Annotated in this window: 11 protein-coding genes; 5 read left to right on the forward strand and 6 right to left on the reverse strand. The window is 67.4% G+C overall.

Features of this window, described 5'->3' with window-relative positions; translation table 11 throughout:
• Positions 1–86 precede the first annotated feature (86 nt).
• The 6 genes from FPH17_RS10425 to FPH17_RS10450 form a co-directional block, all read right to left on the reverse strand.
• Positions 87–548 (reverse strand): hypothetical protein, encoded by a 462-nt coding sequence (locus FPH17_RS10425; RefSeq protein WP_154880404.1) that lies wholly within the window; start codon positions 546–548, stop codon positions 87–89.
• Positions 549–859: 311 nt separating this feature from the next.
• A complete protein-coding gene (locus FPH17_RS10430; RefSeq protein ID WP_154880406.1) occupies positions 860–1,066 on the reverse strand; it encodes a hypothetical protein in 207 nt (68 codons plus the stop codon).
• A gap of 497 nt (positions 1,067–1,563) precedes the next feature.
• A complete protein-coding gene (locus tag FPH17_RS10435) occupies positions 1,564–1,998 on the reverse strand; it encodes a hypothetical protein (protein WP_154880408.1) in 435 nt (144 codons plus the stop codon).
• Positions 1,999–2,163: 165 nt separating this feature from the next.
• The gene (locus FPH17_RS10440; RefSeq protein ID WP_154880410.1) at positions 2,164–2,502 is read right to left on the reverse strand and encodes a branched-chain amino acid transport AzlD family protein; all 339 of its coding nucleotides are present in this window, start codon (positions 2,500–2,502) and stop codon (positions 2,164–2,166) included.
• On the reverse strand, positions 2,502–3,218 hold the full coding sequence (locus tag FPH17_RS10445) for an AzlC family ABC transporter permease (protein WP_238397036.1): 717 nt from the start codon (positions 3,216–3,218) through the stop codon (positions 2,502–2,504). The genes FPH17_RS10440 and FPH17_RS10445 overlap by 1 nt, the downstream gene beginning before the upstream one ends.
• A gap of 39 nt (positions 3,219–3,257) precedes the next feature.
• Complete coding sequence (locus tag FPH17_RS10450) at positions 3,258–4,682, reverse strand: CCA tRNA nucleotidyltransferase (RefSeq protein WP_414437243.1); 1,425 nt, start codon at positions 4,680–4,682, stop codon at positions 3,258–3,260.
• A gap of 155 nt (positions 4,683–4,837) precedes the next feature.
• Between FPH17_RS10450 and FPH17_RS10455 the strand changes: the two genes are divergently transcribed.
• The 5 genes from FPH17_RS10455 to trxB all read left to right on the forward strand — a co-directional run bounded on the left by FPH17_RS10455 (position 4,838) and on the right by trxB (position 14,014).
• Positions 4,838–5,818, forward strand: coding sequence for an NUDIX hydrolase (locus FPH17_RS10455; RefSeq protein ID WP_154880412.1), 981 nt, complete (start codon positions 4,838–4,840; stop codon positions 5,816–5,818).
• Positions 5,815–8,460, forward strand: a complete 2,646-nt coding sequence (locus FPH17_RS10460) for a hypothetical protein (protein WP_154880414.1) — start codon at positions 5,815–5,817, stop codon at positions 8,458–8,460. The genes FPH17_RS10455 and FPH17_RS10460 overlap by 4 nt, the downstream gene beginning before the upstream one ends.
• A 13-nt stretch (positions 8,461–8,473) precedes the next feature.
• Positions 8,474–12,193 carry a murein biosynthesis integral membrane protein MurJ gene (locus FPH17_RS10465; RefSeq protein ID WP_154880416.1) on the forward strand — a complete coding sequence of 1,240 codons (3,720 nt, stop codon included), beginning with the start codon at positions 8,474–8,476 and terminating at the stop codon, positions 12,191–12,193.
• Between the two features lie 124 nt (positions 12,194–12,317).
• Positions 12,318–12,872 carry an RNA polymerase sigma factor gene (locus FPH17_RS10470; RefSeq protein WP_154880418.1) on the forward strand — a complete coding sequence of 185 codons (555 nt, stop codon included), beginning with the start codon at positions 12,318–12,320 and terminating at the stop codon, positions 12,870–12,872.
• 113 nt (positions 12,873–12,985) lie between these two features.
• A complete protein-coding gene (gene trxB, locus FPH17_RS10475; protein ID WP_154880420.1) occupies positions 12,986–14,014 on the forward strand; it encodes a thioredoxin-disulfide reductase in 1,029 nt (342 codons plus the stop codon).
• Positions 14,015–14,092 lie beyond the last annotated feature (78 nt).

Raw genomic sequence — 14,092 nt, forward strand, 5'->3', positions numbered from 1 at the left:
CCCTGGATAAGCAAAACGCCTCCGGACCGATCGCGTGTTGCGATGGGCCCGGAGGCGAGAGTTACCTCAGTTCGAAGCAATCAAGCTTAGAACGGAAGGTTCAAGCCCGGGATCACGCCACCAGCAGCAACAGCTGCCAGCAGACCGAGAACGACAGCGCCGATGCCGGTGCCGAGCAGGATGTTCGCGGTCTTGCCCGGCTCCCACTCGTTCGCCTTGTCACTCTTGATGGAGGACAGGAAGGCGTCACTGAGCTCCTTGGGGTCCTCGCCCTCCTTGCCCTCGGTGGAGGACTTCACGATGCCGGTGGCCTTGTCCTTGTTGGCGTCGAAGTAATCCTTGGCGGCCTCGTCGGAGATGTCGGAAGAACCAGTCTTCTCGCCTTCCTTGCTTTCGCCCTGGGAGGACGAACCGCCATTCTCCTCGTCGGTAGCATTAGGGGTCGTGTCGTTCTCACCGTTCGGAGCGCTCTCCTCAGCGAACGCCGGAGCGACGGCCAGAGACATTGCGGTAGCAGCTGCCAGTGCAGCGGTAGCGGTGCGCTTCATAAGAAGTTCCTCTCTTATCGGGGGTCGAAGTACGGTGTGTACCTCGATGTGGGGTACAACCTAGAACGCGGAGTTCCAGGCTCGCAAGCATTTGCCATAGAAACCTTTGGCAAGGGCTTACTAATTAACGTATCGAGCCCTTGGTAGACAGCGTTACCCCGATCCCATCAATATTCCGCTGTGTTGTCTATCACATCGTCGCCCAAGTGTATCGATGCTCCGCGCAACCACGCACGAAAACACCCCTAGCCCTCGATGCGATGAAAAGCTAGGGGTGTGGGCAGCCTCGCGCGAACACGCGAGCCATCTGCTTAGAACGGCAGATTTGCGGAGATCGACGGCGGGAGAACGCCAGCCTTATCCAACCCAAATGCGATAATCCCAAGACCAGCGGCAGAGACGGCGATCCAGGTCAGCGCCCAGCCAGCCTGGGAGGCCCGCCATGCTTCCTCACCAGACGAACCCTGCTGGACGGAGCCAGCCATCATTTCGCCTGCTGCATCAGTTTTGGGAACCACGCCAGCGCCCTTATCTGCGATAATACCGACGAGCTTGAGTGCCTCAACCCCCTGACGCGCCTCCTCCAGCTCGTTATTAGGCGCCTGCGCCTGCGCAGGGGCGGCAACGAGGGTCAGTGCAGTCGCGGCGGCGACGGATGCGGCGGTAATTCGCTTAATGGGGATCTCCTTACAATCTTGGGATTCAGTGCCAATTGTTTGGCAGCTAGCTTAATGATATTCCAGCGCGGTGGATTTGTCCGGAATTCTATAGACTAATTTTCATCACGCGTTGACACCGGTAAAACCCGTATTGCCCATCCGATTACGACGACGGGCGCATCAAGCCGCGTTTCGCACGTGCCCGAGGGTCAAGCTCTAGCTTCACAGATCTACCCACGCGGAACCAGACAACTGCGAAACCAGAAAACCCCAACTCACGTCAATGGAACGACGTACGTGAGGTGGGGGATTTTCGACAGATTAGCCAGGGCTGCGGCCCCTCAATAGTTGCGGAACTAGAACGGCAGCTTCGGCATCATGCCAGCAGGCAGCACGCCAGCCTGGTCGGCGACTAAACCAATCGCACCAAGGCCAGCAGCTGCGACGGCGATCCAGGTGGCGATCCAGCCCGCCTGCGTAGCCTGGTACGCCTGATCCGCACTGGAACCCTGCTCTACGGATCCAACCATCATGCCCTTCGCACCATCGGTTTTCGGGGCAGCGCCGTAACCCTCATCCTCGAGCTTCTTGTCGAGCTTGCGCTTTTCCACGCCTTGGCGAGCACCCTCTTCGGCGCCCTCGAGCGCATCTTCCACGATGCCCTTCGGTCCTTCGACGGCTTTACGCACATCCTCGATGAATTCGTTCGACTCCTCCGCAGCCTGCGCCGGAACAGCGGCGAGGGAGAGGGCGGTAGCGGCAGCAACGCCTGCTGCAACAATGCGTTTCATCAGAAGGCTCCTTTTCGATTCTCTACGCATGTCGAGGTTCGACAATGGAGGCAAGCGTACCGCTACCAATATGTATTGGTCAATGGATTTACAGACATTTCGGGAAAAATAGGGCCCCGAGAATTCTCGAGTCCAGGTGCTTACAGTCGAAGCACTCCCCACGCGCTAAACAACGACGTTCACCAGCAACATGTACAAAACTGTACCGCCGAAGATGGAGAGACCGGGGGAGCGTCGCCAAGCGTGGAGCCCAAGTGTGACCGCGCTCGCGATGAGGGCGGCGGCGATCCCACCGGGCGCATCTGCGGCACCGCCGATCGTGTACACCACGAGGACCGTCATCACGCCGACGGGCATGTAGAGCCCGAGGAACTCGATGAACGGGCCGCCCTTGAGCAGTTTGAGGAAGGAGAAGGGGAGGGCCCGTAACGCCACTGTGACGAAACAGACCGGGATGAGGACCGCCCAGACCATCCCCGGAGTCACGGTTTCAGGCAGTCCCATTAGCGCATCCTCCACGTAAGTTTCTTGTCCAACGCCGGAACCCAGTAGCGCACGAGCAAGAGGAGGAAGTACGCAATCAGTGCCACCATGAGCATCGAGGAGGGCACCAGCACCATCGCCAGAATGCCCATCCCCATTGCAAGCACGACGGCCCCGAAGTCCCGGGAAGACTGCAGGGCCTCGTACGCCAGGACGATAAACAGCGCGTTGAGCGCGAATTCCATCCCCTTCACGTCCGGCGGGATGATCTGACCGGCCAGCGCGCCGACGATGCCGGGGATGACCCACAGCAGCTGGCACACCACCTGGATGGTCAGTAATCGGCGACCGCTCACCGGGGCGTTGGGGCCGCGGGCGGAGACGATGGCGTAGGTCTCGTCGGTAAGCGCGTACGCGGAGTAGCGGCGGCCCCACCACGAGCGGATGAGGTGGCGCGGGTAGGTGAGCCCGTAGAAGATGTGGCGGAAGTTGACCATGAAGCCGGTGACGGCCGCAGACAGCGGCCCGATCCCGGACGCGATCATATTGATGGCCAGGAACTCCATCGACCCCGCGTAGATGACCACAGAAAAGATCGGCGTCCACCACCAGGCGAAGCCGGATTGGGTCATAAGGAGGCCGAATGCGAGGCCGAGCGGGATCAACCCCAGTCCAACGAGCCACGTGTCCTTGATGCCCGCGCGGACTTCATCCAATGTTTCACGTGAAACATGCAATGTTGCTCCACCTGCCCTCCCGTGGGCCGGGTCAGCCCGCTATTCGCTTTGCGACGCCCACCACGCCTTGAGCTCCGCGACTGCCTCGTCGTGGTCGAGCTCGCCGCGCTCGAGTCGCAGTTCCTTCATATACTTCCACGCCTTACCCACCTGGGGGCCCGGCTCGAGCCCGAGAATCTGCATGATCTCGTTGCCGTCAAGGTCAGGGCGCACACGGGCAAGGTCCTCCTTGGCCGCGATGTCCGCGATGCGCTCTTCCAAATGATCATAAGTACGCTGCAGGCGGCGTGCCTTCTTGGGATTCCTCGTGGTGCAGTCGGCGCGCACCAGCTTGTGCAGCCGGGGGAGGAGGTCGCCCGCGTCAGTGACGTAGCGACGCACCGCAGAATCGGTCCACTGACCCTCGCCGAAGCCGTGGAAGCGCATGTGCAGGAACACGAGCTGACCCACGTCCTCAATCACGTGCTTCGGGTACTTCAGCTTCCGCATGCGCTTGCGCGTCATCTTTGCCCCGACCACCTCGTGGTGGTGGAAGCTTACGCCACCACCTTCCTTGGCCGCGCGGGTATCCGGCTTGCCAATGTCGTGCATGAGCGCCGCCCACCGCAGCTTCAGGTCCGGGCCCTCGTCCTCCAGCTCGGTCGCCTGCCGCAGCACCGTCAGCGAGTGGCGGTACACGTCTTTGTGCTGCATGTGCTCGTCCTGCTCCAGCTGCAGTGCTGGAATCTCCGGCAGCACCTCATCGGCCAGTCCGGTCTGCACGAGCAGATCGATGCCCTCCCACGGGCGTGCGCCGAGCATGAGCTTGTCCAGCTCCGCCTGCACGCGCTCGACGGTGATGCGGCCGATCTCGCCGGCCATCGCACGCATCGCGTCGAAGACGCGCGGCGCAACCTCGAAGCCGAGCTGAGAGACAAAGCGGGCGGCGCGCAGCATGCGCAGCGGATCGTCCCGGAACGAGATCTCCGGCGCCTGGGGCGTGTCGAGCCGGCGCGCGAGCAGATCGTCGAGCCCGCCGACGGGATCGTGGAAGGTGGGGGTGAGGGTGGCGTCGACAAGCGAAAGCTCGATCGCCATCGCATTGCAGGCAAAGTCGCGCCTGACCAGGTCGCCCTCAAGCGTGTCGCCAAAGGTGACCTCGGGGTTGCGCGTCACGCCGTCGTAGAGATCGGCGCGGAACGTCGTGATCTCGACCTGCTTGCCGTGCTTCACCGCGGCGACGGTGCCAAACTCGATGCCCGCGTCCCACGTGTTTTCGCCCCAATCGCGCAGGATCTCCTGCGTCACCTCTGGGCGCGCCGACGTCGTGAAATCGAGGTCGTGCCCGAGCTTGCCCAGCATCGCATCGCGCACCGGCCCGCCGACCATATATAAGGTCTCGCCGCGCTCCGCGAAACGAGCGGCCAGCGGCGTCAAAAAGGGAGCAAGCTTATCGACGCCCCCCTGCGCACGCGCCAACAACACCGCCGCCGCGTTGGGGTCGTCAGCGTCGGGGAGGTCGAACAGGGGAGGGTAAGTCTTCGGCGTAGTCACCCGTCACACGATACCTGCCCGGTCCCGAGGACCGTAAGGGCCTGTTAAATACCACAAACGGCCCGCTGACCGATACGATAAGGCGGATGAACGAGAACACACGGCCCTCCCAGGGCTCCGCACCCAACCGCACCGACGCCCGTCCCAACGGCGCCGGCGGTAGCGGTGGCGCCGGCGGCGCCAGGGGAGCGGATTCCAACGGCGGACGGCCGAGGCGTCGGCGCCGCCGGCGCCGCTCGCGCGGCCAGAGTGGCCAGAGCACCCAAGGCCAGAGCGCTCAGAGCGCGCAGAGCCAGGACGGGCAGAGCGGCCAGGGCCAGGGCAACCAGCAGGGCGGCCAGGCCAAGCAAAGCGACAACGGCGGCGGCAACGGCAACCGCGGTCGTGGGGGTCGGCGTCGCCGCCACCGCGGGCGCGGCGGAGGCCAGGCCAAGAACCAGCCGAAGAACCAGTCCAACGGGAAGGACGACACCAAGGGCGGCAAGAATGCTGCGCGGCGGAAGCGGGGCCGGGGCGGGAATCGTCGTCAATCGCACTACAGCCACCACGAGAACTCGGGGATGGTCACGCGGGACGAGACGTCGGCGGGCGGCCTCGTCGTGTCCGGGCTCGCTGAGGCGGTGAACCCGGACACCAAGAAGGTGGACATGTCGCAGCTATACGTGGCGCTGATCGGGCGCCTCGACCGCCGCCGGCGACTCCTCTGGTCCATGCCCAAGGGCCACGTGGAGGACGGCGAGCACCAGTGGCGCACTGCGGAGCGCGAGGTGTGGGAGGAGACCGGCATCGTGGGCGAGGCCTTCGACACCCTCGGCACGATCGATTACTGGTTCGTCTCTGACGGGGTGCGCATCCACAAGACGGTGCACCACAACCTGCTCCGCTACGTCGACGGCATCCTCAACGACGAGGACCCCGAAGTCACCGAGGTGGCCTGGGTGCCGCTGAGCGAGCTCATCGAGCGGCTCGCCTACGCGGACGAGCGCAAACTGGCCCGCGTGGCGTACGACCGTCTCCCGGACCTGGCGCGTGCAGAGTTTGAGGCCGGAAGGGTCACCCCGCGATGACCCACGGCCACGGCGAGAGCACCAGACCCATGCACGCGCGGGCGGTCGGCGCGCTCGGCGCGGCGGCCCTCTTCGTCGTCGGCGCACCGGGCCTGTCCGCCGCGGGCATCCCGGCGACGCTCCCCGTGCCCACCGACCCGTCCGACCCGTCGGTGACGGACCAGTGGGTCAACCCCAACGTCCGCGAGGGGGAGGGAGCGCTGGCCAGGCTCGCCGCGATCGAGGCACCGGACTCAGTCCAGGCGCACGATCCGTTTCACGTGAAACTTCGCGTCACCAATACGTCCGAGCGCACGCTCGAGGGCCTGAGCATCGTGCCCCGCCGCGGCCCGCTGACCGGCTCCGTCGCGGACCAGCGCATGGCCACGATCGCGGCGACTGGCGAGTACGGCGTGGCGGGGGAGCGCGTGAGCGTCGATAAGCGTATCGCCGCGGGCGAGTCCGCCGAGATCGACGTCGACCTGCACAGCGATTCCCTCGGCCTCAGCGCGCTCGGCACGTACCCCGTGAGCCTGGTGCTTGTCGACGCCAACGGCGCCCCGCTCGACTCCGAGCGCTTCCACCTCACGGTGCGCGGGCGCGCCGACGGCGCCGCCCCCGGCGGCGTGACCGCCCTGTACCCAATTGCCGCGCCGGTGGACATCGTCCCCGGGGAGACCGGCGAGGCGCCCGAGGAGCCCCAACTGGTCCTCGCGTCCGACGCCCTGGCCACCGAGATCGCGCCCGGCGGAAGGCTGGACCAGCTCGTGGACGGCTACCTCGTCGCGACGCAGACGCCCGCGGTCCGCGAGGCCACGTGTGCCGCAATCGACCCGGCACTCGTGGACACCGTCGACCGGATGAGCCGCGGCTACGTCATCTCGCAGGAGCGCCAGCCGGTGGTGAAGGAGCCGCAACGGCTCCGTGACTCCTGGGGCTCCCACAACGACGATTGGTCGCCGACCCCCGGGCCAGGCCAGGACGACGCGGCCGCGTTCCTGGAAAAACTGCGGCAGCTGTCTGCACAAAGCTGCACCGTGGCCCTGCCGTGGGCGAACGCCGATCTCGACGCCGTCGCGCGCACTGGGGACCCGTGGCTCATGCGCGAGGCGATCGAGCGCGGCCCGACCGTTCTGGAGCGCATCCTGGGCAACGCGGGGATGCTCAACACGGTCGTCCCCGGCAATACGGCGCTGGAGGGGGAGAGCATTCCGGCACTCGGGTGGGCGGACCACTCCCGGTCCACCGTCGCCGAGGAGGGGATGCAGGCCGCGTGGGAGCGCACCGAGGCGCTCGCGGCGCAGGCGGCCGCCGAGCACCCTGGCGTCGACGCCCTGGAGGCGAACACGCCCGGCTCCGCCAGCTCCGCCGCGGCGCCCAAGCCCGTGCAGACCGTGCGCGTGCTGCTCCCCGGCAACACGATCGCGTCCGGCTCACCCGCCGGCGATGTTTCACGTGAAACATCGGAAGGGGACGGCCCCGCGGCGCAGCGGTTCGCGTGGGCCGCGCCGAACGTCCTCGCGGTGGGTTACCAGGACGACTTGGCGTCGGTGCTCGCCACCGTCGGTCCCGCACCGACCACCGTGTCCTACGCCCCCGAGGTCACCCGCTTCGACTACGCCATGGACTCCAACCACTCGCGCGCGGTCAACGCGGCATCGGCCATCCGCCTCGCCGCACAGCAGGCGTGGACGTGGGAGGGCGAACCGGCGACGGAGCCGGTGCTGGTGAACCCGCCCGCGACGTGGGACGCGGACGCCGCGTCGGTGCTGCTGGGCACAGTGGCGGACCTGGTGACCAACGGCGGGGCGCAGCCCGTCTCGCTCAACGCCTACCTGGACGCGCCCGCGGAAGTTCCGGCCGCCGCGAACGTGGGCACCCCGTACTCCGACCCGGGTGCGTTCACCGACTCCGAGATCATGGCCACCACGCAGCAGGCGAGGTTTACCAACGACCTCACCGAGCTGCTCGCGCCGGACCCTTCCATCGCGCTGACCCGCTACGGGTACACGCTCCCGCTGCGCCGCGACCTCATCACCGCGCTGAGCACGGGTGAGCGGCGCAGCGTGCACGGGTACTCCGACGCCGCCGCCGCGGCGAGCGGCCGACTCGCCGGCTCCCGGGACACGCTGACAGAGCTGCGCAGTTCGGTTGCGCTGATTCCGCCGGGGAATGTGTACACGCGGACGTCGCCAAGCAGCCCCTTGCTCATCGTCGCCCAAAACGGCATGCCGCTGCCCGTGCAAACGTCGATTCAGTACCGCGGGCCCGAGGGCGCGACGCTCAACGTGCCGCGCGAGATGCGGATTCCCGCGCGGGGCTCCGTCACTGTGCAGATGACGGCGGACCTGCCGGAGACGAAGCGGGGGACCGACCTACAGCTGTTCCTCGCGGGGCCGAAGGGCGCGCCGATGTCGCAGCCCGTGGACATCACCGTGCGCACCGCGGCGATCGCCGTGCGCGGGTGGGTGTTCGTCGCCGCGCTCGGCGCCGTCGTGACGGTGCTGCTCGCGCTCACGGTCGGACGGAAGCGACGCTCGCGGGCCCCCAACTCGGGCGAGCACGCGCCGGCGGCGACCGGGAACGACCCGCCGCCACAGGCGCCACCCACCCAGCCGCCAAACAGGCAGCCGCAGAACCCGGACGAACCACCAAACCCGTGATTGGAGAACATCCGTGACACAGCAGGATGACGCCGAGCGCACCGCTGGCTTACGCCGGCGCATCGTCACCCCGGCGCCGCCCGCCCCGGTGCCGCAACCACCGGCCAAGGTTCAGGGCCCGGAAGAGGACCCGAACCAGCCCGACAAATCGATGCTGACCACCAGCCCCAAGGGCGAAAGCAGCGAGTCCGACGCCGCGCAGTCCGGGCAGCCCGGAGGCAGCGCTAGGGACAACAGGGACCACAAGGAGAGCAAGGACGCAGCCTCCACGGACACGATCCACGTCGTCGACATCGACGACGAGGACCCGGACGCACCCGCCGGGGCAGCGGGGGCCGGAGCAGGCGCCGCAGCGGCGACCGCAACGCTCGAGGCCCCAACCAAGAAAGACAGCGGCACCAGCGCCGCGGACACCGGCGACGGCGAGGAGGGCACGAGCAACACCTCGGTCGTGCGCGCCACCGGCTCCATGGCGGTGGCCACCCTCATCTCCCGCGTCACCGGCTTCATCCGCACCGTGCTCATCGGCGCGGCGCTCGGCCCCGCGGTCGCCTCCGCCTTCAACACGGCCAACACCCTGCCCAACATCATCACCGAGATCGTGCTGGGCTCCGTCCTCACCGCCCTGGTGGTGCCGGTGCTGGTGCGCGCCGAGAAGGAAGACGAGGACCACGGCGCCCGCTTCATCCGACAGCTGTTCACCCTCACCGTCACGCTCATGACGGTGGTCACCGTGCTCGCCGTCGCGTGCGCGCCACTGCTGACGCGGCTCTTCCTGGACGACGAGGGCAAGGTCAACGTGGTCCAGGCGACCTCGTTCGCCTTCCTGGTGCTGCCGCAGATCTTCTTCTACGGGCTCTTCTCACTGTTCATGGCGATCCTGAACACGAAGGAGCACTTCCGGCCCGGTGCGTGGGCGCCGGTGGCAAACAACGTGGTCTCCATCGCGGTGCTCCTGCTCTACATGTTGCTGCCGGGGAGTTTGAATCCGGCGGCGCCGGCGTCGATAAGCAATCCGCACGTCGCGCTGCTGGGCCTGGGCACGACGCTCGGCGTGGTGGTGCAATGCCTCATCATGATGCCCGCGCTGCGGAAGCTGCGGATTGACCTGCGGCCGCTGTGGGGCATCGACGATCGCCTCAAGCAGTTCGGCGGCATGGCGCTGGCCATCATTACGTACGTGGCCATCAGCCAGGCGGGCTACATCGTGACCACGCGCATCGCCTCGACGGCGAGCGAGGCCGCGCCGATCATCTACCAGCAGCACTGGATGCTGCTGCAGGTGCCGTACGGCATCATCGGCGTCACGCTGCTCACCGCGATCATGCCGCGCCTGTCGCGCAACGCCGCCGACGGCGACGACGAGGCCGTCGTGCGCGACCTCACCCTGGGCACCAAGCTGACCTTCATCGCGCTGATCCCCATCATCGTCTTCATGACGGCGCTGGGCCCGGACATCGGGCACGCGCTGTTCGCCTACGGCAACTTCGACGGCGACACCGCCCGCACCCTCGGCCTGACGATTAGCTTCTCCGCGTTCACGCTCATCCCGTACGCGCTCGTCATGCTGCACCTGCGCGTGTTCTACGCGCGCGAGGAGGCGTGGACGCCCACCATGATCATCGCCGGCATCACGGCCACGAAGATCGTGCTGAGCTACCTCGCGCCCATGGTGGCGGACTCCACCCAGTCCGTGGTGGTGCTGCTCGGCGCTGCAAACGGCTTCGGCTTCATCGCCGGCGCGCTCATCGGTGCGTTCCTGCTACGCCGCAAACTCGGCACGCTGGAGGCAGCCACCGTCATGCGCACCTCGCTGTGGGCCGCCGGCGCGGGCGTGGTCGGCATCGCCGTCACGTTCCTCATCCGCTGGCTGGTCCGCGACGTCGTCGGCATCAACGTCCCGCGCGCGCTGGGCTCGCTGATCGGCCTGCCCTCGCTGGGATTCCTCATCGAGGTGGCCATCCTGGGCATCCTCTTCCTCATCGTCACCGGCCTGGTGCTCTCGCGCTCGAAGCTGCCCGAGGTGCAGAACCTGGGCCGCGCGCTCACCCGCATCCCTGGCCTGGGCCGCTTCATCCGGCCGGACGACACCGCCGCCATCGAGGTCGGCGAGGTGGACCCGCGCGACGTGTCCACCCAGTTCCTCGTGGCCGACACCTTCAACGCCAGCCCGGTCCCGCCGCCGATGTCCGCCGGCGTGGTCCGCGGCCCGCGCCTCGTGCCGGGCGCGAACGTGTCCGACGGCCGCTTCCGCCTCATCCGCGACCACGGCGCCACCACCGGCGCCCGCTTCTGGCAGGCCCGCGAGCTGTCCACCGGCGCACCCGTAGCGCTCACCTTCGTGGACACCACCGGCGCCGCACCGATGGCGCCCGTCACCCCGCGCGAGGCCGCCCTGCAGGCCGCCGGCGTTGCCCGCCGCACCCGCAAGCTCGCGCGCCTGGGCCACCCTGCGATCGCCGACAACATTGAGATCCTGTCCTACCGCTCCGGCGCCCTGATCGTGGCGGACTGGATCGAGGGCTCCTCGGTGAAGGCGGTCGCGGAGAGCGGCCAGACACTGCACACCGAGGCCGTGGCCAACGCGCTGGCGCCGCTCGCCGGGGCGCTGGCCACCGCCCACGAGCAGGGCATCCCGCTCGGCCTGGACAACCGCCAGCGGCTGCGCGTGGACACCGACGGCCACGTCCGCCTCGCGTTCCCCGCCGTCCTTCCGGATGCGTCCGGCCCCGCCGACGCCGAGGCCTTCGCGTCCGCGCTCCAGCTGCTCACCACCAACGTCAACTCCGACGCGCTCGACGGCATCACGCAGCGCACCAGGGCGCTTGTCGACGCCGACGCGATCGAAAACAGCGACTTCCACGACCTCGAGGACGCGCTGCGCCGCGAGGCGAACCTGCCGGCCCCGGGGGAGGAGCCCACCTCCGCCAACCGGGGCGGCTCGACCGTCGTCGCCACCGCCGCGGCGTCCGGCAACGAGGCGTCCGAAGAGACTGCCACCGAGGACGAGCTTGTCGAGCCGATCGCGGAGACCACCCACGACCCGGACGAGGTCCCCGGCGGCTTCGGTTCGCGCCGCTACGGCACGATCACGGTCACGCTGCTGACGGCCATCGCGGTCGGCGCCGTGGTCCTCATTGCGATCCTCACCACCTCGCTGGTCGGGCTGTTCTCCGGCAACGACATCAACTCTCCGGTCACGCAAAACTCGGTCGAGCAGGGCGCGGAAAACCTGGAGCGGGAAGCGCAGGAGGCCACTGAATCCGCAGGGTCCACAGGGTCCGTCGGGCTGCCCGTGATCATCGGCCCGCTCGAGGCCACGGCGATCGGCACTGCGCAGGACACTGCGCAAGGCACCGACCTCTCGCCGGTGGTCGACGGCGACCGCGCGACCAGCGCGACCGTCACCCGCGGCGAGGGCGTCAAGCTCGCCCCGCCGGAGTCCGCCGGCGCCGTCAACGTGGAGCAGATGCTCATTGACACCACCTCCGACGGCGGCCCCTACGAGATCTACGGCGTGCCCGCGGACTTCCCCGCAGAACAGGAGGGCGCGCTGGACGTACAGTCGCTGCCCAAGCTCGCGGAGGGCAAGTTCCACCCGGGGCAGAACAGCGTCGACGTCACCGACGACGTGAAGCTGCGCGGCGTCATCCTCCAGCTGCCGGCGTTTGAGAAGTCGAACAGTGTGGAGGTCAAAGAGGTTTCCGTGATTGGCTACACGGAGCTGCGGTGACGTGGCGTCGATAAGCGTTAAGCTCAAGCGCTGAATATTATTGCCCGGTCCCTCCCCGCAACGGGGGCGGATCGGGCATAATTGTGCGCGGGAACACATCATTCGGGGGAATTTTGGGGGAAACATGTCATATCGGACTGACCGCGAGCTCGTCCGCGCGCACGCAACCGGGGACCCGGCTGCGTTTACGGATATTGTGCGCAAGCACGGCCCGCAGCTCTACCGCGTGGCGCGCACGCACACGCACAACGACCAGGACGCGCAGGACATCGTGCAGGAGGCGCTGTTGAAGGCCTACCGCAACCTGCACCGCTACCGCGGCGAATCCAAGCTGGGGACGTGGCTGCACCGCATGACGGTCAACGCCGCCATCGACCACCTGCGCCGCACGTCGCGCAAGGACTTCGAGGTGAGCATTGACAACGAGGAGGCCGTCGACCGAGACCGCAACGCCAGCCTCGCCCACGACCCGTTGCGCGCGCTCGATTCCTACATGACCGTGCGCAACGCCGTCGCCGCGCTGCCACGCGCGCAGCGAGGGGCCCTCTTGCTTATCGACGTCCACGGGCTCTCCGTCGAACACGCCGCCAAGGAACTGGGCGTCAAGCCCGGAACGGTGAAGTCGCGCCGCTCCCGCGCCCGGTCCGCAGTCGCGGACCAACTCCTGACGCGCGGCTAACGTCGCGCGCTGAACTGCGGGAATCTCCCGCGGGCGTGGCGCGTTGCGTGGGGCAGTAGACTGTTGCGAGATTACGGCTACAACCACAATCGCGATGATGAGGCGGAGGACGCATGACAAAGCCAGATTTCAACCTGCTTTCTATGAACGTGCTGGGCGATACGCCCGCCGAGAAGAAGGGCGAGCCGGAGGCCGCACCGGCGAAGGGCAGCGGCGATGAGAAGGTTTACGACGTGATCATCGTCGGCTCCGGCCCGTCCGGCTACACCGCCGCCCTCTACGCGGCCCGCGCGGAGCTGTCCCCGCTGGTGTTTGAGGGCTACGAGTTCGGCGGCGAGCTCATGAACACCACTGAGGTGGAGAACTTCCCCGGCTTTGAGGACGGCATCATGGGCCCCGAGCTCATGTCCAGCATGCGCGCCCAGGCAGAAAGGTTCGGCGCGGAGCTGCGCCCCGAGCTGGTCGAGCGCGTCGACTTCTCCGGCGACGTGAAGAAGGTCTACGTCGACGGCGAGGAGTTCAAGGCCCACGCAATCATCCTCGCTACCGGCGCGGCGCCGCGCCACCTGGGCATCCCGGGCGAGGAGGAGCTCACCGGCCGCGGCGTGTCCACCTGCGCGACCTGCGACGGCTTCTTCTTCAAGGACCACCACATCGCCGTGGTCGGCGGCGGCGATTCCGCGATGGAGGAGGCCACCTTCCTCACCACCTTCGGCTCCAAAGTGTCCATCATCCACCGCTCGGAGAACTTCCGCGCCTCCCAGATCATGCTGGACCGCGCCCGCGACAACGAGAAGATCGAGTTCATCACCAACACCGTCGTCGACGAGGTGCAGGAGGCGGACGGCAAGGTCAGCGGCCTGAAGGTCCGCAACACCCAGACGGGCGAGGAGTCCGTTCTGGACGCCACAGCGCTCTTCGTGGCAATCGGCCACGACCCGCGCTCCGCCTTCCTGGAGGGACAGGTCGCTATTGACGAGGGCGGCTACATCCAGGTGGAGGACCCGACGACCAAAACCAGCGTCCCGGGTGTCTTCGCCGCGGGCGACGTGGTGGACCACATCTACCGCCAGGCCATCACCGCCGCCGGCTCCGGCTGCCGCGCCGCGATCGATGCGCAGCACTACCTCAACACGCTGTAGGTCGAGGCGCGTGGGCGTCGTGAAGCGTGGCCCGGCAAGCTGTAATGGTTCTGTTACTTCGCCGGGCGGGCGCGCGGG

It is taken from the genome of Corynebacterium gottingense (assembly GCF_007559235.1).
GTDB classification, from domain to species: Bacteria; Actinomycetota; Actinomycetes; order Mycobacteriales; family Mycobacteriaceae; genus Corynebacterium; species Corynebacterium gottingense.